This is a genomic window from Pseudescherichia vulneris (genome assembly GCF_902164725.1).
Lineage (GTDB): Bacteria > Pseudomonadota > Gammaproteobacteria > Enterobacterales > Enterobacteriaceae > Pseudescherichia > Pseudescherichia vulneris.
Map to the genome: position 1 here is coordinate 4,023,369 of NZ_LR607338.1, position 17,383 is coordinate 4,040,751.

Consider the following 17,383-nt stretch of genomic DNA (forward strand, 5'->3'; position numbering starts at 1 on the left):
TCTCCGCGACTTAGCGCAGATCCTTAACGGCAACGTGGTCCATATCATCAAAGACCTGGTTCTCGCCTACCATCCCCCAGATGAAGGTGTAAGCCCGAGTACCCACGCCAGAGTGAATAGACCAGCTCGGTGAGATCACCGCCTGTTCGTTGTGCATGATGATGTGGCGCGTCTCCTGCGGCTGGCCCATCATATGGAACACGCAGGCGTCCTCATCCATATTGAAGTAGAAGTAGACTTCCATCCGGCGCTCATGGGTATGGCACGGCATGGTGTTCCACAGGTTGCCTGGCTCCAGCTCGGTCAGGCCCATGCTCAGCTGGCAGGTCTCCAGCACGTCCGGCACGAAGTATTTGTTGATGGTGCGGCGGTTGCTGGTGAGCGGATCGCCAAGGGTCACCGGGGCAACGTCTGCCGGGGTCACTTTTTTGGTCGGGTATGCAGTGTGCGCCGGAGCGGAGTTGTAGTAGAACTTGGCCGGTTTTGCCGGATCGACGCTGGCAAACACCACCTCTTTGGCCCCTTTACCCACATAGAGCGCATCGCGATGGCCGATTTCATAGCACTGGCCGTCAACGGTGATGGTGCCCGGCCCGCCGATGTTGATGGTGCCCAGCTCGCGGCGCTCAAGGAAGTAGCTGACGCCCAGCTGCTTGCCCACTTCGCCACCGACGGCGACGGTTTTTGCTACCGGCATAATGCCGCCAACGATAATGCGGTCGATATGGCTGTACACCATGGTGTAAGCGTCGGCCTCGAATACCTGCTCAACTAAGAACTCGTCGCGCAGCCCCTGAGTGTCCAGCGTCTTAGCATGCGCGCTGTGGATGCTTTGTCTGACTTCCACATTTACCTCCAAAATCGTTTTTGACCAAACGTCACATAACGGCGCAACGAAACGCTGTTCCGTTTTGTAGTATGGCGGCCATATTATCCCGGCTAAAACGTGTTTTCAATTGCAAATAAAACATTGTTTCATTTTTTCTGCGATTTCATTTGAAAATTGCAATTAGGATCACGATTGTTAGGCGTTGACGTCGACATGCAGGCAAATCCCACCCGACGACGCCCAGGAAAAAGCATTATTTAACAATAGCTTATAAAATCTTTGAATTTTGGCTATCTCGTTGATTTTTCTCGTCATAAAACAAAGACGTCCGTTTTCCTCATACCAAAACTCAATATCCGCCGACTTTTTTCTTATAAAGTGCGTGACCAATCACACATACTGAAACGATGTTTTGATAATTTAACACCTAGTTTTTAAACTCATAATCCATTTGGGTCATTACGCTGGCCGATACATCGTGACAGGCCCCCTTAACAAGGAGATAAGTATGGCGAAAGGTATGCGGGTTAAGCTCAACTATGCAGTCAGCCGCGATCCCGACACGGGCGCGGAAGTGATCCGCTTGACCCCTCCCGAAGTCACCTGTCATCGTAATTACTTCTATCAGAAATGCTTTTTTAATGATGGCAGCCATCTGCTCTTTGCAGGTGAATTCGATGGTCACTGGAACTACTATCTGCTGAACATAGCCAAGGCCGAAGCGGTACAGCTGACCGAGGGCGCGGGTGATAATACCTTTGGCGGCTTCCTGTCGCCGGATGATAGCGCCCTTTACTACGTTAAAAACGACCGCACCCTGCGGGAAGTGAATCTGGAAACCCTGGCCGAGCGGGAAGTGTATCGCGTACCGGATGAGTGGGTTGGCTACGGCACCTGGGTGGCGAACAGCGACTGCACCAAGCTGGTCGGCATCGAAATTGCCAAAAGCGACTGGACGCCGCTCAACGACTGGAAAATTTTCCATGACTTCTTCCTGAAGGGGCCTCGCTGCCGCCTGCTGCGCGTCGATTTGCAGACCGGCGAAAGCGCTACAATTCATGAAGAGAAGCTTTGGCTGGGCCACCCTATCTACCGTCCGTTTGACGACAACACCGTCGCCTTCTGCCACGAAGGCCCTCACGACCTGGTGGATGCTCGCATGTGGCTGGTAAACGAGGACGGCAGCAACATCCGTAAAGTGAAGACCCATGCTGAAGGCGAAAGCTGCACCCATGAATTCTGGGTACCGAACGGCTCGGCGCTGGTCTACGTCTCCTACCTCAAGGGAGAGCAGGGCCGCACCGTTTATCGTTTTGATCCGAACACCGGGGTTAATGAAGCGATCATGGCGATGCCGGCCTGCTCGCATCTGATGAGCAACTTTGACGGCACGCTGCTGGTGGGTGATGGCTCAGGCTCGCCGGTGGACGTCAACGATGCCGACGGCTACAGCATTGATAACGATCCCTATATCTACGTGTTCGACGTGGCGGAGAAGCGTTACTTCCGCGCGGCGCGTCACGATACCTCCTGGGCCACGGTGGCAAATAGCCGGCAGGTGACCCACCCGCATCCGTCATTTACGCCGGACGACAGCGCGGTTCTATTTAGCTCCGACAAAGACGGTAAGCCTGCGCTCTATATTGCCCGGCTTCCTGAACAGCGTGAATGGCTTAAAGCATAATTGAGTGTGTTTAGTAACTGGCCTTGCCCTCCATATGGAGGGCCTTTTTTTATCTGCACTATCCCTTCTCAAAAATCTATTTCCTTTTGCCAATCTTAATATAACGAAAAAACCCCGGCCAACTGCTCCGGGGTCTTCTCATGAGGGTTCTGTTAGAAGGTATATGCTACGCCGACACGGAAACGCGTTTGGCGCTCGTCGGTATTTCGCACGCCGACGTTACCCACTTCCGCATAAGGGGCCCAGTTTTTATCCCATTTATAGGCTAGCTTGGCGTTATATTCGTTAGAATAGGTTTTGTTGTTTTCACGAATAACGTCTTCGGAGCTTTTCGCGTAGACGTAGTTCAGCTCGGGACGCCAGTCGCCCATTGCCCAGCCTACCCATGCATCAAATTTATTTACTTTGTTATCAACCACATTCGAGTCCGGGTTGCGGGTATACTCATAGCGGTAGCGACCGGCGATATAGACGCCGTTATCAAAGCTATACTGCGCATGCAGATAAGGTTTATAGATTGAGAAGGTGTCTTTACTTTCGATATTAAAGCCCGGGGTGAGGGCAATGTTATCTGTCGCTTTCCAGCGCCAGTTTATGGATTCTTCATGACCGTTGCCAACCATTTCGGTTAATGGTTTATCTGCATCATCGCCGCCCGATTTCCATTTTGCTTCGACGCCAAAACCCAGGCCGTTATCAAAGCGGTGGGAAACCGATACGCGGTCGGCGTTAGTTTCATTATCAATATATTCATGACGCAGATCGACAGTCACAGCCTGCGCAGCAAAAGAGGCACCGATGAGAGACGCAAGGATCAGAGTATTTTTAAACATAGCCACCCTCAAAAAATTAAAATGATGTTCCGTTTTTATGGAATTGCATTTTATTTTTTAAACAACTTTATTTTAGTGATCGAGATCGTAATTGTTTGTTTCAAAAAATTAGGCAAATCAAGACGTGATGAATATCAACAAAGCGAGGCTTTTTTGGCTATAAATAACGACACAGATCACAGCGGGCGGATATTAACGAAATAATTACAAATATCTTATAATAAATTAAATCCTTTACTTATCAGCTAGTTAATAAATTAGGTAACAAATAGTCACATGTGTGACTTTATTAAATTCGTATAATACTTTTCTTAAGCATCTATTTACGCGCAAAAAAAAAGCCCGCTGTTTAGCGGGCCTTTCTAATGCATCAAACTCAGTTGTTAACTGGGATCACCGCGCCTTTGTACTTGGTACGGATCCAGTCCTGGATCTCTTTCGAGTGCAGCACGTTCACCAGCGCGACGACGTCTTTCTTCTTCTCGTCGCCACGGTGTACGGTGATGATGTTAGCGTACGGGTTGTTTTCGCCGCTCTCTACCGCAATCGGATCTTTTACCGGATTCAGGCCGGCGTCGATAGCGTAGTTGGCGTTGATCACCACCGCATCGCCTTCGTCGTTGTTATACATCTGCGGCAGCAGAGAGCCCTCTACGTTCGGCAGGAACTCTAGCTTCTTCGGGTTTTCCACGATGTCGCTGATGCGCGCGTTAACTTTATTCACGCCCGGCTTCAGCTTGATCACGCCCTCTTTCTCGAAGATAGAGAGGATACGGCCCTCTTCCGCAACGGCATCACGCATGATGACCTTGCCACCCTGCGGCAGATCCTTCAGCGACTTGTATTTTTTCGAGTAGATACCGATCGGCTCAATGTGGATCGCACCGGCGCTGACAAAGTCATAGGTTTTGTCGCCTTCGTGATCCTTCAGCACGCTGTTCAGGTACGGGATGTGCTGAAAGTAGTTGGCGTCGATGTCGCGGCTGGCCAGGGCAGTGTTCGGCAGGATGTAGTCCTGGAACGGTTTGATCTCAAGGTCGATACCCTGTTTGGCAAGGATAGGTTTAGCCTGCTCCAGGATCTCTGCGTGCGGCACGTTAGATGCGCCAACGGTCAGGGTATCAGCCCAGGAGGCGAAGCTCAGGGCGCTAAGGGTTGCTGCGGCAATCAGTGTCAGTGTCTTTTTCATGATGTTGGTTCCCAATTTGTTGTTGTGTTTAGCGTTTATCTAACAGAGAGGTAATCACGTCGCCGCAGAACTGGATGATGAAGACGATGATCAAAATGGTCACCGTCGCCACCAGCGTGACGTCGTTGTGGTTACGCTGGAATCCTTCCAGATAAGCAAGATTTCCTAAACCGCCCGCGCCGATTACCCCGGCCATGGCGCTGTAGCTCACCAGCGCGATCAGCGTCACGGTGATGCCTGACACTAACGCAGGCGACGATTCAGGCAACAGCACCCGAAACACGATCGTACTGAGGCGCGCACCCATAGAGCGCGTGGCTTCAATGACGCCTTTATCCACTTCACGCAGCGCAATCTCTACCAGACGGGCATAGAACGGCGCGGCACCCACGATCAGCGCCGGTAGCGCGGCGTTGGCCCCTAAAATGGTGCCAACAATGGTCTTGGTGAAGGGGATCAGCAGCACGATCAGAATGATGAACGGAATCGAACGGAAGACGTTCACCACGATGGAGATCACGCTGTAGAGCGGCTTGTTCTGGAACAGTCCGCCCCTGGCGGTTAAAAACAGCGCCAGCCCGAGCAGGATCCCCAGCACAAAGGTCGCGACGCCAGAGAGCGCCGTCATATACAACGTCTCTTGCGTAGCGGACCAGAGCTGGTCCAGACGCAGATGGGGGAATAGATTCTCAGCCATGTTTGATCACCTCGCCGTCAATATCGCTTTTCTGCAGATCTGCGAGGATATTGTCTAGTTGTTCCTGGGTTGCCACCACGTGCACCCAAAGTTGTCCAAAAACGCCGTGCGCCGTCTGGGTCATTTTACCGTGCAGGATATTGAACGGCAGGCCGTAGCGCAGGGTAAGCTCACCCACAATCGGCTTGTGCGTGCTATGACCGGTGAAGGTCAACTTGATGACGCTGCCAGCCAGATCGTTAGCCAACTCCGGGTTAAACGCTTCCTCTTCCGCATACTGGCTCACCTGACGCACAAACTGGCGGGTGATCGGCTGCTGCGGACGGGTAAAGACATCCAGTACGTCGCCCTCTTCCACCACTCTGCCGTTCTCCATGACCGCTACGCGATCGCAAATCTTGCGCACCACGTGCATCTCATGGGTGATCAGTACGATGGTCAGCTTGAAGCGGCGGTTGATATCCAGCAGCAGATCGAGGATCTGATCGGTCGTCTGCGGGTCGAGCGCCGAGGTCGCTTCGTCGCACAGCAGCACGTCCGGGCTGTTCGCCAGCGCACGGGCGATGCCAACGCGCTGCTTCTGCCCGCCGCTCAGCTGGGACGGATAGGCGTGTTCACGCCCGGTCAGGCCCACCAGCTCAACCAGCTCCGCCACCCGGGCGGTGATTTTTGCTTTCGGCACGCCCGCGATCTGCATCGAGAAGGCAATGTTCTCATTTACCGTACGCGACCAGAGCAGGTTAAAGTGCTGGAAGACCATGCTGATCTTCAGCCGCGCCTGGCGCAGGCTCTCACCGCGTGCAGCGGAGATATCCTGGCCGTTGATGGTCACGCTACCCTCAGTGGGCTTCTCCAGGCCATTGAGCAGGCGGATCAGGGTACTTTTTCCCGCGCCGCTGTAGCCGATGATGCCGTAAATTTGCCCCTGCTCAACCGTCAAGTTCACATTATCCACGGCGGTAATAGGTACCTTTCCGTGGTCAAAAATCTTAGAGATATTCCTCAGGACGATCATTTCGTTGGTGTATCCGTTATGGCAGTTTAGCAGTATGGATGTCTGAATGATGATAAACAGGCGTTATTATCTTTGAAATAACAAAGAATGCATAAGATATAACGTACAGATCTATAGGGCGTATACCATGACCTGCCGTCTATAGGATTAATTCAGCAACCGTTAGCGAAAAAGCGCATAAGATTTGCACTGGTTTACGGTCTGCGATAGCAGGGATAGGCTCTAACTCTTTGTTTTGTAGGCGGGATAAGCGCAGCACCATCCGGCGTTACATCCAGATGGCTTTCCATCCTGACGGCTAAACAGCACAGATATGCCATTTCGTTCTATTTAGCAGAGAATCATTCTTTAAAACCTGTTTTTCGCCGCCCTATCCTCCTGCTATCGCATCTCATAACAGGTGACACAACATGTCCGTATACCACTCCATTACCGACCTTATTGGTCAGACGCCGATTTTACAGCTCCATAAACTGGATACCGGCTCGTGCGAGCTTTTTCTCAAGCTGGAGAACCAGAACCCCGGCGGCTCAATCAAGGATCGGGTCGCGCTGTCGATGATTAATGAGGCCGAGCGCCAGGGTCTGCTCGCACCCGGCGGGACCATTATTGAGGCCACCGCAGGCAACACCGGTCTGGGGCTGGCGCTGATTGCCGCCCAAAAGGGCTATAGGCTGGTGCTAGTGGTGCCGGACAAGATGAGCCAGGAGAAGATCTACCATCTGCGCGCGCTCGGCGTTCAGGTACTTATTACCCGCTCCGACGTGACGAAAGGACACCCGGAGTACTATCAGGACTACGCCCGCCGCCTCGCGGAGGAGACGCCGGGTGCCTATTACATCGATCAGTTCTCCAACCCGGCTAACCCGCTGGCGCACGCCACGGGCACCGCCCCGGAGCTGTTCGACCAGCTGGCAGGCAGAATTGATGCTGTGGTCGTGGGCGTAGGCTCCGGCGGCACGCTGGGTGGCCTCCAGGCATGGTTTGCCACACACTCACCGCACACCGAGTTTGTCCTCGCCGATCCTGTGGGTTCGATTCTGGCGGATCAGGTTGAGACCGGAGAGCACGGCGAAGCGGGCTCCTGGCGGGTCGAGGGAATCGGCGAAGACTTTATTCCTCCTCTCGCCCATCTGGAGAACGTCCGCCAGGCGTATCGGGTGACGGATGCAGAGGCCTTTGCCACCGCCCGCCAGCTGTTACAGCGCGAGGGGGTGCTGGCTGGCTCCTCCACCGGCACGCTGCTGACCGCTGCCCTGCGCTACTGCCAGGCCCAGACGACGCCGAAGCGGGTCGTGACCTTCGCCTGCGACAGCGGCAACAAATATCTCTCCCGCATGTTTAACGACGAGTGGCTGCAACAGCAGGGCTTGCAGGATGATGGCCAGCCCGCGCCCGCTGCGCCTGGTAACGCCCTGGCGACCCTCAGCGTACACAGCGGGGCGTTTAACGACCAGCACGGGGCGGTGATGCCGCCTATCTATGCCACCTCGACCTTTGCCCAGCCGGCACCGGGGCAGCATACCGGCTACGAATACTCCCGCAGCGGCAACCCGACGCGCCATGCCCTGGAGAGCGCTATCGCCGAGCTGGAAGGCGGCACGCGTGGCTACGCCTTCGCCTCCGGTCTAGCGGCAATCTCCACCGTACTGGAGCTGCTGGATAAAGATAGCCATATCGTCGCCATCGATGACGTCTACGGCGGCACCTATCGACTGATTGAAAACGTGCGCCGCCGCAGCACCGGGCTACAGATAAGCTGGGTGAAGCCGGACGATCTTGTCGGGCTGGAGGCCGCCATCCGTCCGGATACGCGGATGATCTGGGTAGAGACGCCCACTAACCCCCTGCTAAAACTGGCAGACCTGGCGGCTATCGCCGAGATCGCCCGCCGTCACAACGTCATTAGCGTGGCGGATAACACCTTCGCCTCGCCGCTGATCCACCGCCCGCTGACGCTGGGCTTTGATATCGTGGTGCACTCCGCCACAAAATACCTCAACGGCCACTCCGACGTGGTCGCCGGACTGGCGGTGGTGGGCGATCGCCCTGAGCTGGCGGAGAAGCTGGGCTACCTGCAAAACGCGGTGGGCGGCGTGCTCGATCCGTTCAGCAGCTTCCTGACCCTGCGCGGGATCCGCACCCTCGCCCTGCGTATCGAGCGCCACAGCAGCAACGCCCTGGCGCTGGCCCGCTGGCTTGAGCAGCAGCCGCAGGTGGAGAAAGTGTGGTTCCCGTGGCTGACGTCCCATCCGCAGTATGCCCTCGCGCGCCAGCAGATGGCTCAGCCGGGGGGCATGATCTCCATTGTGATCAAAGGTGACGACCAGCGTGCGGCAGAGGTGATTAGCAAACTGAAGCTGTTTACCCTCGCCGAGAGCCTGGGCGGCGTTGAGAGCCTGGTGAGCCAGCCGTTCAGCATGACTCATGCCTCGATCCCGCTGGCGCAGCGCCTGGCGAACGGCATTACGCCGCAGCTGATCCGCCTGTCGGTGGGCATTGAAGATGAGCAGGATCTGCTGGCGGATCTGCAGCAGGCGCTGGCCTGACACCGACGCGCGCCCCTGGCGATTGCGACTATGCTTAGAGGCTAAGGGTTTTGCTTAAGCCAGTCTCAGTCGCAGGAGCGCGCACCGCTATGCTAGTAAATAGTCTGATCGTCATCTTGAGCGTTATTGCGATGGAGGGCATCGCCGCATTGACCCATCGCTACATTATGCACGGCTGGGGATGGCGCTGGCATGAGTCACACCACACTCCGCGCAAGGGCGTGTTTGAGCTAAACGATCTCTTTGCGGTGCTGTTTGCCGGGGTGGCTATCGCGCTGATTGCCGTGGGCACGGCGGGCGTCTGGCCCCTGCAGTGGATTGGCTGCGGCATGACGGTCTACGGCCTGCTCTACTTCCTGGTGCACGATGGTCTGGTGCACCAGCGCTGGCCCTTTCACTGGATCCCGCGCCGGGGCTACCTGAAGCGGCTCTACGTCGCCCACCGCCTGCACCATGCGGTGCGCGGCCGGGAGGGCTGCGTCTCCTTCGGCTTTATTTACGCCCGCAAGCCTGCCGACCTCCAGGCGATCCTGCGCGAACGCCATGGCCGCCCGCCTAAACGGGACGCTGCCAAAGACCAGGCGGACGCGGCGTCACCCTCGTCGTCTTCGCTCGAATAACCTGCCCCGGAGCCGCCATCAGCATGGCAATCTTTTCACCTTTGCTGGTGTGCTGGCGGCGATCCCAGGCGCTGCCTCCCGCCGCTTTTACCTTAATACCGATCTCCCGGTAGACGCTGCGGGCGGTGGCGATCGCCCAGGCACAGCGCGGCGGCAAATCGTGCAGCCCGGCCTGCGAGGAGATGTAGTACGGCTCGGCGGCATCAATGAGCCGCTCCGCCACCCGCGCCAGCGCGGCGCGATTCTCCCGCGCGGCATAGTTCTCCGGGGTCAGCCCGGCATCGTACAGCCACTCGGCGGGCAGATAGCAGCGGTCAATAGCCGCATCGTCAATAATATCCCGGGCAATATTCGTCAGCTGAAAGGCCAGCCCCAGATCGCAGGCGCGATCCAGCACTCGCTCATCCCGCACGCCCATCACCCTGGCCATCATTAAGCCCACCACGCCCGCCACGTGATAGCAGTAGCGCAGCGTATCCTCAAAGGTGACATAGCGGGTCTGGGCCACGTCCATCGCAAAGCCGTCGAGGTGATCGAGCGCCATGCGGGGCGTAATGCCGTGGGTCAACGCCACCTCCTGAAAGGCAGCGAAGGCCGGATCCTGCATCTCGGCCCCTTCAAACGCCGCCAGGGTCAGCGTGCGCAGCCGGGCCAGGCGCTGGGTCGCCTCCTCCTCCGCCGCGGCCTCGCTGGCGAAGCCGTGGGTCTGGTCATCAATGACGTCATCGCAGTGGCGACACCAGGTGTAGAGCATCAGCACGCTACGGCGGGTGGCCGGGTCGAACAGCTTGGCGGCGGTGGCAAAACTCTTCGAGCCGTTGGCCATGGTCTGCGTGGCGTGGTCAAGCAGTGGCGGTTGGCTCATTGTAGATCCTCGATCATCAGGCTGGCGGTAGCTTTCGCCGAGGCCACCACGCCTGGAATGCCTGCGCCGGGGTGAGTGCCTGCGCCCACCAGGTAGAGGTTGGCAATGTCGCTGTCGCGGTTGTGCGGGCGGAACCAGGCACTCTGGGTCAGCAGCGGTTCGATGGAGAAGGCCGAGCCCAGATGCGCATCCAGCGTGTCGTGGAAGTCTGCCGGGGTAAAGATCCGCTGGGTCACCAGCTGGCTACGCAGGCCGGGCATATAGCGCTCTTCAAGATAGTCAAAAATGCGGTCGCGCAGCTTCGGCCCCTCCTGCGCCCAGTCCAGCGGCGCGTTGCCAAGATGCGGCACCGGAGCCAGCACGTAGAAGCTGGCGCAGCCAGGCGGGGCGAGCGAGGGATCGGTCACGCAGGGCGAGTGCAGGTAGAGCGAGAAGTCATCCGCCAGCGCGCTGCCGGTAAAGATATCGTCGATCAGCTCCCGGTAGCGGGGACCAAAGCAGATGGTGTGGTGCGCCAGCTGCGGATGGGGCTGGTTCAGGCCGAAGTAGAGCACAAACAGCGAGTTGCTCATGCTTTTGCGCTCTAGCGTCGCCGCCCGCTTCTGCCCTACCGGATGGTGGCCGAGCAGCTTTTTATAGGTGTTCACCACGTCAGCGTTCGAGGCCACGGCGTCGGCGTCAAAGGTACGACCATCCGCCAGCCGAACCTGGCGTACGCGGTTATCGGTCACCACCAGCTCTTCGACCCGGGCGTTGAGCACCATCTCCCCGCCCAGATCGGTAAACAGCTTCACCATGCCGTTCACCAGCGCCCCGGTGCCGCCCTCGGGGAACCAGACCCCCCACTCCCGCTCAAGGGCGTGGATCAGGGTGTAGATGGACGAGGTGGTGAAGGGGTTACCGCCCACCAGCAGGGAGTGGAAGGAGAAGGCCTGGCGCAGGTGCTCATCCTCGATGAAACGCGAAACCGACTGGTAGACGCTCTGCCACGCCTGGAGCTTAAGCAACTGCGGCCCGGCGCGCAGCATGTCGCGAAAAGAGAGAAACGGCACGCTGCCGAGGCGCAGATAGCCCTCCTGGAATACCGCCTGGGAGTAAGCCAGGAAGCGCCGGTAGCCCTCGACGTCGCGCGGATTGAACTGGGTAATCTGCGCCTCAAGCTCAGCGGTGTCGTTCGCATAGTCCAGGGTCTTCCCGGACTCCCAGCAGAGCCGGTAGAAGGGTTTGACCGGCAGCAGCCTGACATAATCCTCCATGCGCCTGTCGGCCAGGGTAAACAGGGCCTCAAGCGCGGTGGGATCGGTGATCACCGTCGGCCCGGCGTCAAAGGTAAAGCCCTGGTCATGCCAGACGTAGGCGCGACCGCCGGGCTTGTCCCGCTGCTCCAGCAGTACGGTTGGGATCCCTGCCGCCTGCAGGCGAATCGCCAGCGCCAGGCCACCAAAGCCTGCGCCAATCACAACGGTTTTTTTCATCCTTTATCTCGTCTGTCAGGAACATGGGTCTGAGGAAAATGGTTCAGTGCCGCCCGCCAGGCTTCTCCCAGCGGAACCGGTGGCTTGCCCGTCAAAATGCGGGCCTTATCGAAGAGAGAGAGCCGACCGGCGTAAAAGCGCTCTACGGTAGGTTCCGGCAGCCCGTAGAAGCGCTGCATCACCCGCCAGCGGTTCTCCTCGCGTCCCGCCAGGAAGAGCATTCGGTTCAGCAGGCGGAAAAATCCCTGCCTGCGCCAGTGGCGTTCGGCAAACTGCCGGGTGAGCTGATAGAGCGGAACGCTGCTCAACCGCGGGCTATCGGCAATCGCGTCGGCGAGGGCCACCGCCAGCGGCAGCGAGTAGCCGGTGGTGGGGTGAAACAGTCCCGCCCGCATTCCCGAGCGCGGCACGCCTGGCGCATCGGCCCACAGAGCATGGATGTCACCCGCCAGGGTAATCGGCAGACAGCCAGACTCCTCGCGTTCGAGCTGGGCCAGCTGCCACCCTTTGCTGTGCGCATAGTCGGTAATGGTTTGGCGCAAGGCGTTACCATCACGCTGCGGGGCGTTGGCGTAGCGCGTATCCTCGATCAGTAGCGTATCGGCGGAGAGCGGCAGCGTATAGACAAAGCGATAGCCCTGCTGCTGCGCCACCGTGGCGTCCATCAGGATCGGTACGGTCAGGCCGTGGGGCTGGCTCAGCCGCCACTGCTGACCAAGAAAGAGCTGATAGCCGGTCTGCATCGCCGAACTGGCGGTCACGCCGCGTCCGTCGATCACAGCTCCGGCCAGCAGCGCCTCGCCGTTAGCCAGCCGCACGCTATTGGGTAACACCTCGCTCACCGGACAGTTTAGCCAGATGTTCTCTCCCAGCGCCTGCTGCAGGGCCTCGGCAAAGCGCTCTGACGTAATAGAGTAGTAGCCGCGTGCGAGGCGACGGCGAAGATCGGGAAACTGCACCTCATAGCCCGGCCAGGCGTGGGCCACCAGCGGGGCCAGCCAGGCGTGCTGCTCGGGCGTAAGATCGTCTTCATGGAATGACCAGGTATGGTTCCCGCCAATCTGCTCCCCGGCCTCGATCAGCAGTACGTTAAGCTGCGGGTAGCGTTGGCGCAGTCGCCAGGCGATCAGCCCGTTGGCCAGGCCACCGCCGACTAAAATGAGATCCCTCACGATACGCTCTCACTCCCTGCTATGGCCTGTTCAATCAGGGTCGCCGCACGGGGCGTGCCCCCGGCGTCGTTAAGCTGCTGGCGGGCCGTCGCCAGACGCTGATGCAGAGTCTCATCCCCCAGCAGCTGGGCAATCTCATCCGCCAGGATCTGCTGTCTGGCAAAGCGCGATACCCGGCGGCCCAGCCCGTTATAGACCAGCCGGGCAGCCACGGCGGGCTGGTCGAAAGAGAGCGGCACCGCCAGCACCGGCGTGGCAGCGGCGAGTGAATCCAGCACGGTATTGAGACCGCCGTGAGTGATCACCAGGTTTGATTCAGCAACGTAGCGCGGCTGGTCGACAAAGCTGGCCACCTCCGTCGCACCACAGGCGTAGAGCGAGTCGGCCTGAGCCGGGGGCAAACCATCGCAGTGGGCAATGGTCACCTCCGCCCCCACGCTGGCGCAGGCCCGGGCGATCTTCTGAAACAGGCGTAGACGGTGGCCCTGGAGGGTGCCCAGCGAGGCAAAGATCCGCGGCGTGCTGCGCGGCGAGCGTTCTACCTGCGGTGGTGGCTGGTAGCGCAGCGCCCCAACATAGTGAAAACAGTCCGGCAGCGCCCGGCGTGGAAAATCGAGGGCCGGAACGGACTGGCTAATCTGTGCCAGCGGCGAGAGACACTCGTCGAGACGCCTGCGCTCCGGCAAACCAAAGCGCTGGGCGTGGCGCAGGATCGTCTGCCCGTGCGGGTACATCAGCGCATCGTAGATGCGTTCACTGACCTGAAAACGCCGCAGGGCTCTCTTATCCTCAGCGTAGTGAAACGGCATCACCGGCAGCGGCAAACCGGGCTCGCGGTTGACCGGCAGCGCGCAGGCAATTGAGATAAACGGCAATCCCAGCGCCTCGGCGACCAGGCTCCCGGCAGGCTCCATCTCATCGACAATCAGCGCGTCTACCGCCAGCCGCTGCAAAATAGCGGGCAGCTGCTGGCAGAGCGTATCGGTCAGGGATGACATAGCCGCAATCAGCCGCAGCAGGTTGCCGTTGCTCTGCTGCTGGACGTTGCGCTGGGCCTGTTGCACGCTGGCGGGAAGCGGATAGAACGCCACCCGCTCCGTTTCCTGCTCGGCCAGCGAGGCGACGTTGCCAGTGAGAAAGGTCACCCGATGGCCGCGTTGGGCAAGCTCTAGCGCCAGGGCATGCAGCGCCAACGCGTGGCTGTAGAGCGGCGGTGCCACAATAGCAAAATGGCTCATGGCGCATCCCGCAGATAGCGGATATCCGCCTGCCGTAGCTCGCTCAGGCTACGGCTACCGGTGCAGAAGCAGGCAACCCGCATCTGCTCAATGATCACGTTGAAGTGATCGATCACCTTCTCCGTGGAGACGCCTGCGCTGCCGAGCACGGCAGCGGCCTGCCCTACCATGCACGCGCCGAGCCGCAGCGCTTTCGCCGCATCGACGCCGTTTTTAATACCGCCCGAGGCAATAAGGGGCATCTGCGGCCAGGCCTCGGCGATGTCAACCAGCGCCTCAGCGGTGGGGATCCCCCAGTCGGCAAAGACGTTGGCTACGCTGCGCTGCTGGGTGGTCGCCGCCCGTTCGCCTTCAACGGCGGCCCAGCTGGTGCCGCCCGCACCCGCGACGTCAATCACGGTAACGCCAGCGTCGATCAACTGCCCGGCTACGGCACGGGAGATACCTGCCCCCACCTCTTTCACCACCAGCGGAACGGGCAGTTCACGCACCAGGGTTTCGATGGCCGCCAGCCGTCCGCGCCAGTCACGATCGCCGCCGGGCTGGAGCGCCTCCTGCAGCGGGTTGAGGTGCACAATTAGCGCATCCGCCTCGATCATCTCCACGGCCCGTCGGGCGTAGTCGATACCTTTCCTGCCGCTCAGCTGCGCTGCGCCGAGGTTCGCCAGCAGCGGCACGTCCGGGGCCAGCTGCCGCAGGGTTTTATCCAGCCCTAAGCCCGCGTCGCTCTCAATGGCGACGCGCTGGGAGCCCACCCCCATCGCAATTTTTAGCACCTGCGCCGCCTCGGCGAGGTGGCGGTTGATATGGCGCGAGCGCTCAACGCCGCCGGTCATGGAGCTGATCAGCAGCGGAGCCTGTAGCTGCCGATTAAGGAAGGTGGTTTCCAGCGTGATGTCGCTAAAATTCAGCTCCGGCAGGGCGCAGTGGGTAAAGCGCCAGCGCTCAAAGCCAGCGCTGGCTTGGGTTACGGCGCGACGGGGGTCGAGAACGATATCCAGATGATCGTTTTTACGCTGAACAAGGCGCTCGTCCTTCATTCATCACTACTCCTGTAATGTGGTTCCATCGTTATGTACGGCTTGAACCCGGAAGGGCGGTATCAGGCGATTTTCATGACCGGTGACCAGTCGGCAAGGTGATGACCAAACCACAGATGCATAAACTGTCGGATGGCCCCGCCCTGCGGACAGGCAAAAGTGAGGTGTTTGTCGGCGGAATCAATATGCTCACGCAGCTTTTGCCGGGCCGCATCCGCGCCCAGCCGGTTGACCAGCGTCGATTTTCCCGCGTCCTTATTACGATCTTTACCGGTTTCCGGGTGATCGTCACGCAGATCGTCCAGCAACTGAAACGCCTGGCCGAAGTCGAGAGCGAAGGCGTGCAGCGTCTCTCGCGTGCTCGACGACGAGGCGGAAGCAATGGCGACGATCTGCAGCATCGCGCTGAACAGAATGCCGGTCTTGAGGTGGTTGGTGCTGAGGATAGCGTCAGGGGAACGGTCAAGGGCGGCGTCGTTGAGATCGCGAAACTGTCCCAGCACCAGGCCCTGCACGCCCACGGCGGTAGAGAGCTCGTTGACCGCCTGGGCACGCCTCTCCCCCGGCAGATCGCCGGTGGCGGCGATCAGGCCAAAGGCTTTAGAGAGCAGTCCAACGGAGGCAAGGATCGCCACGCTCTCACCAAATTTTTTGTGGGTAGTGGGCTGACCGCGGCGCAGCTCGGCATTGTCCATGCAGGGCATGTCATCGAGCATCAGCGACGCGGTATGGGTCAGTTCAACGGCGCAGGCGAGATCGAGCAGCGTGGGCATACTGCCCTGGTAGCGGAGGTCACGGGCGGCCAGCAGCATCAGCAGCGGACGGATCCGTTTTCCCGGTGCCATGACGCCTTCACGCATTGCAAGGCTGACTATATCCTGGCTGTCGGGTTCAGGTAACAGGCCAGCCAGGTGATCGTCAATGGATTGTCTCATTACTTCGATTTCGCGATGAGGCGAAACGACCGCTTTACTGCCACTCACCATTGCAAGGTTACCCGCTGAATTGTCTTTTAGTGTCACTTAACCGTAGACCGCGCGGGTGGCTCTCGCCAGGTTCTGAAATAGTTTTACATTGATCGAAGTACGAGACGCTGAGCCTTTAGATCTGCGCCATACCGCCATCCACGAACAGCTCTGCGCCGTTGATAAAGCTGGCCGCGTCGGAGCCAAGAAATGCGACCACTTTGCCAATCTCCTCTGGCTCACCGAGACGGCCCAGCGGCACCTGGGCGGCGAGGGCGTCAAACAGCCCCTGACGATGCTCATTCGGCACCAGTTCACCGAGGCCTGGGGTACGAACCGGGCCAGGGCTGACCACGTTGACGCGAATGCCGCGATCTTTCAGATCCAGCGCCCATGAGCGGGCAAAATTGCGTACGGCGGCTTTGCTGGCGCTGTAGACGCTGAAGCTGGCAGTGCCCTTAACCGAGGTGGTCGATCCGGTTAAAATCACCGATGCGCCATCCACCAGCAGCGGCAGCGCCTTCTGTACCGTGAACACCACGCCGCGCACGTTGGTGCCAAAGATGCGGTCAAAGTGCTCTTCGCTGATGGCACCCAGCGGCTGCATGTCGCCGCCCCCAGCGTTGGCAAACAGAATGTCCAGCCGCCCGGCCTGTTTCGCAATCTGGGCATAGACCGCGTCCAGCTCCGCCAGCTTAGAGGCATCGGCGCGAATGCCGGTTGCCGCCGCGCCGATGGCATCTACCGCTGCGTCCAGTTCGGCCTGGCGACGTCCGGTAATAAATACCTGCGCACCCTGAGCCGCCAGCACCTGCGCGGTTGCCAGACCAATGCCGCTTGTACCGCCGGTGACCAGCGCAATTTTACCGTCGAGTTGTTTGTTCATCTTCTTGTTCCTTACCTGTTTAATAGTGAGTAGCGGGATTGCCCGTCACCGCATCGTCAGGGCATGGATGAACTCTACTGCGCATTGGATTGGTGAAAAATAGTGGAAAATAGAAAGGACTATTTACAGGTGTGGATAATCACCGATGAAAAGGGAAGCGTAATCCTGCCGTGAAACCTCGCTAAAGCCGCTGATCAACAGTGCGGTACACTGGGTGCGATACGCCGGGTCGCTCACCAGCTGGCGCAGCGCATCGCGCAGCAGCGCAATACCTGACGGCAGTGTGTTTCTGGCGGTAATCAACGGCAGCCCCGGCACGGCAGGGC

The 17,383-nt window shown here is 58.9% G+C and carries 15 protein-coding genes and 2 pseudogenes; 4 read left to right on the plus strand and 13 right to left on the minus strand.

The features are described 5' to 3' along the window. Positions 1 to 10: 10 nt before the first annotated feature. The gene (gene kduI / locus FN633_RS16635) at positions 11 to 847 is read right to left on the minus strand and encodes a 5-dehydro-4-deoxy-D-glucuronate isomerase (protein ID WP_042387963.1); all 837 of its coding nucleotides are present in this window, start codon (positions 845 to 847) and stop codon (positions 11 to 13) included. Between the two features lie 490 nt (positions 848 to 1,337). Between kduI and FN633_RS16640 the strand changes: the two genes are divergently transcribed. Beyond that, entirely contained in the window at positions 1,338 to 2,513 is a 1,176-nt protein-coding gene (locus tag FN633_RS16640; RefSeq protein WP_154058484.1) for an oligogalacturonate lyase family protein, read from the plus strand. 152 nt (positions 2,514 to 2,665) lie between these two features. On the opposite strand, the gene FN633_RS16645 is transcribed toward FN633_RS16640, so the two are convergent. From FN633_RS16645 to FN633_RS16665, 4 genes are all read right to left on the minus strand, one after another. Continuing rightward, on the minus strand, positions 2,666 to 3,346 hold the full coding sequence (locus FN633_RS16645; protein WP_154058485.1) for an oligogalacturonate-specific porin KdgM family protein: 681 nt from the start codon (positions 3,344 to 3,346) through the stop codon (positions 2,666 to 2,668). 376 nt (positions 3,347 to 3,722) lie between these two features. Next, positions 3,723 to 4,535, minus strand: coding sequence for a MetQ/NlpA family ABC transporter substrate-binding protein (locus tag FN633_RS16655; RefSeq protein WP_154058487.1), 813 nt, complete (start codon positions 4,533 to 4,535; stop codon positions 3,723 to 3,725). Positions 4,536 to 4,563: 28 nt separating this feature from the next. Then, entirely contained in the window at positions 4,564 to 5,232 is a 669-nt protein-coding gene (locus FN633_RS16660) for a methionine ABC transporter permease (RefSeq protein ID WP_154058488.1), read from the minus strand. Next, complete coding sequence (locus FN633_RS16665; protein WP_154058489.1) at positions 5,225 to 6,247, minus strand: methionine ABC transporter ATP-binding protein; 1,023 nt, start codon at positions 6,245 to 6,247, stop codon at positions 5,225 to 5,227. Before FN633_RS16665 ends, FN633_RS16660 begins: the two co-directional genes overlap by 8 nt. Before the next feature lie 410 nt (positions 6,248 to 6,657). Between FN633_RS16665 and FN633_RS16670 the strand changes: the two are divergent. From FN633_RS16670 to FN633_RS16680, 3 genes and pseudogenes are all read left to right on the plus strand, one after another. Continuing rightward, positions 6,658 to 7,674 (plus strand): annotated as a pseudogene (locus FN633_RS16670) (PLP-dependent cysteine synthase family protein); the annotation flags it as partial. After that, entirely contained in the window at positions 7,663 to 8,796 is a 1,134-nt protein-coding gene (locus FN633_RS16675; protein ID WP_154058977.1) for a trans-sulfuration enzyme family protein, read from the plus strand. The pseudogene FN633_RS16670 and the gene FN633_RS16675, both read left to right, overlap by 12 nt. An 89-nt stretch (positions 8,797 to 8,885) precedes the next feature. Next, a complete protein-coding gene (locus FN633_RS16680; RefSeq protein ID WP_154058490.1) occupies positions 8,886 to 9,416 on the plus strand; it encodes a sterol desaturase family protein in 531 nt (176 codons plus the stop codon). On the opposite strand, the gene crtB is transcribed toward FN633_RS16680, so the two are convergent. From crtB to FN633_RS16720, 8 genes and pseudogenes are all read right to left on the minus strand, one after another. Then, positions 9,352 to 10,281, minus strand: a complete 930-nt coding sequence (crtB, locus tag FN633_RS16685) for a 15-cis-phytoene synthase CrtB (RefSeq protein ID WP_154058491.1) — start codon at positions 10,279 to 10,281, stop codon at positions 9,352 to 9,354. The genes FN633_RS16680 and crtB overlap by 65 nt on opposite strands. Continuing rightward, on the minus strand, positions 10,278 to 11,756 hold the full coding sequence (locus tag FN633_RS16690; RefSeq protein ID WP_154058492.1) for a phytoene desaturase: 1,479 nt from the start codon (positions 11,754 to 11,756) through the stop codon (positions 10,278 to 10,280). Before FN633_RS16690 ends, crtB begins: the two co-directional genes overlap by 4 nt. Further along, a complete protein-coding gene (gene crtY / locus FN633_RS16695) occupies positions 11,753 to 12,928 on the minus strand; it encodes a lycopene beta-cyclase CrtY (protein ID WP_425049178.1) in 1,176 nt (391 codons plus the stop codon). The genes FN633_RS16690 and crtY overlap by 4 nt, the downstream gene beginning before the upstream one ends. After that, a complete protein-coding gene (locus FN633_RS16700) occupies positions 12,925 to 14,166 on the minus strand; it encodes a glycosyltransferase (RefSeq protein WP_154058494.1) in 1,242 nt (413 codons plus the stop codon). Before FN633_RS16700 ends, crtY begins: the two co-directional genes overlap by 4 nt. Then, positions 14,163 to 15,206, minus strand: coding sequence for a type 2 isopentenyl-diphosphate Delta-isomerase (gene fni, locus FN633_RS16705; RefSeq protein ID WP_154058495.1), 1,044 nt, complete (start codon positions 15,204 to 15,206; stop codon positions 14,163 to 14,165). Before fni ends, FN633_RS16700 begins: the two co-directional genes overlap by 4 nt. Before the next feature lie 62 nt (positions 15,207 to 15,268). Next, on the minus strand, positions 15,269 to 16,141 hold the full coding sequence (locus FN633_RS16710) for a polyprenyl synthetase family protein (protein WP_341805719.1): 873 nt from the start codon (positions 16,139 to 16,141) through the stop codon (positions 15,269 to 15,271). Positions 16,142 to 16,307: 166 nt separating this feature from the next. Then, positions 16,308 to 17,057: an SDR family oxidoreductase gene (locus tag FN633_RS16715; RefSeq protein ID WP_154058497.1), complete on the minus strand. Its 750-nt coding sequence runs from the start codon at positions 17,055 to 17,057 to the stop codon at positions 16,308 to 16,310. A gap of 123 nt (positions 17,058 to 17,180) precedes the next feature. Continuing rightward, positions 17,181 to 17,383: pseudogene (locus tag FN633_RS16720) on the minus strand (hypothetical protein); the annotation flags it as partial.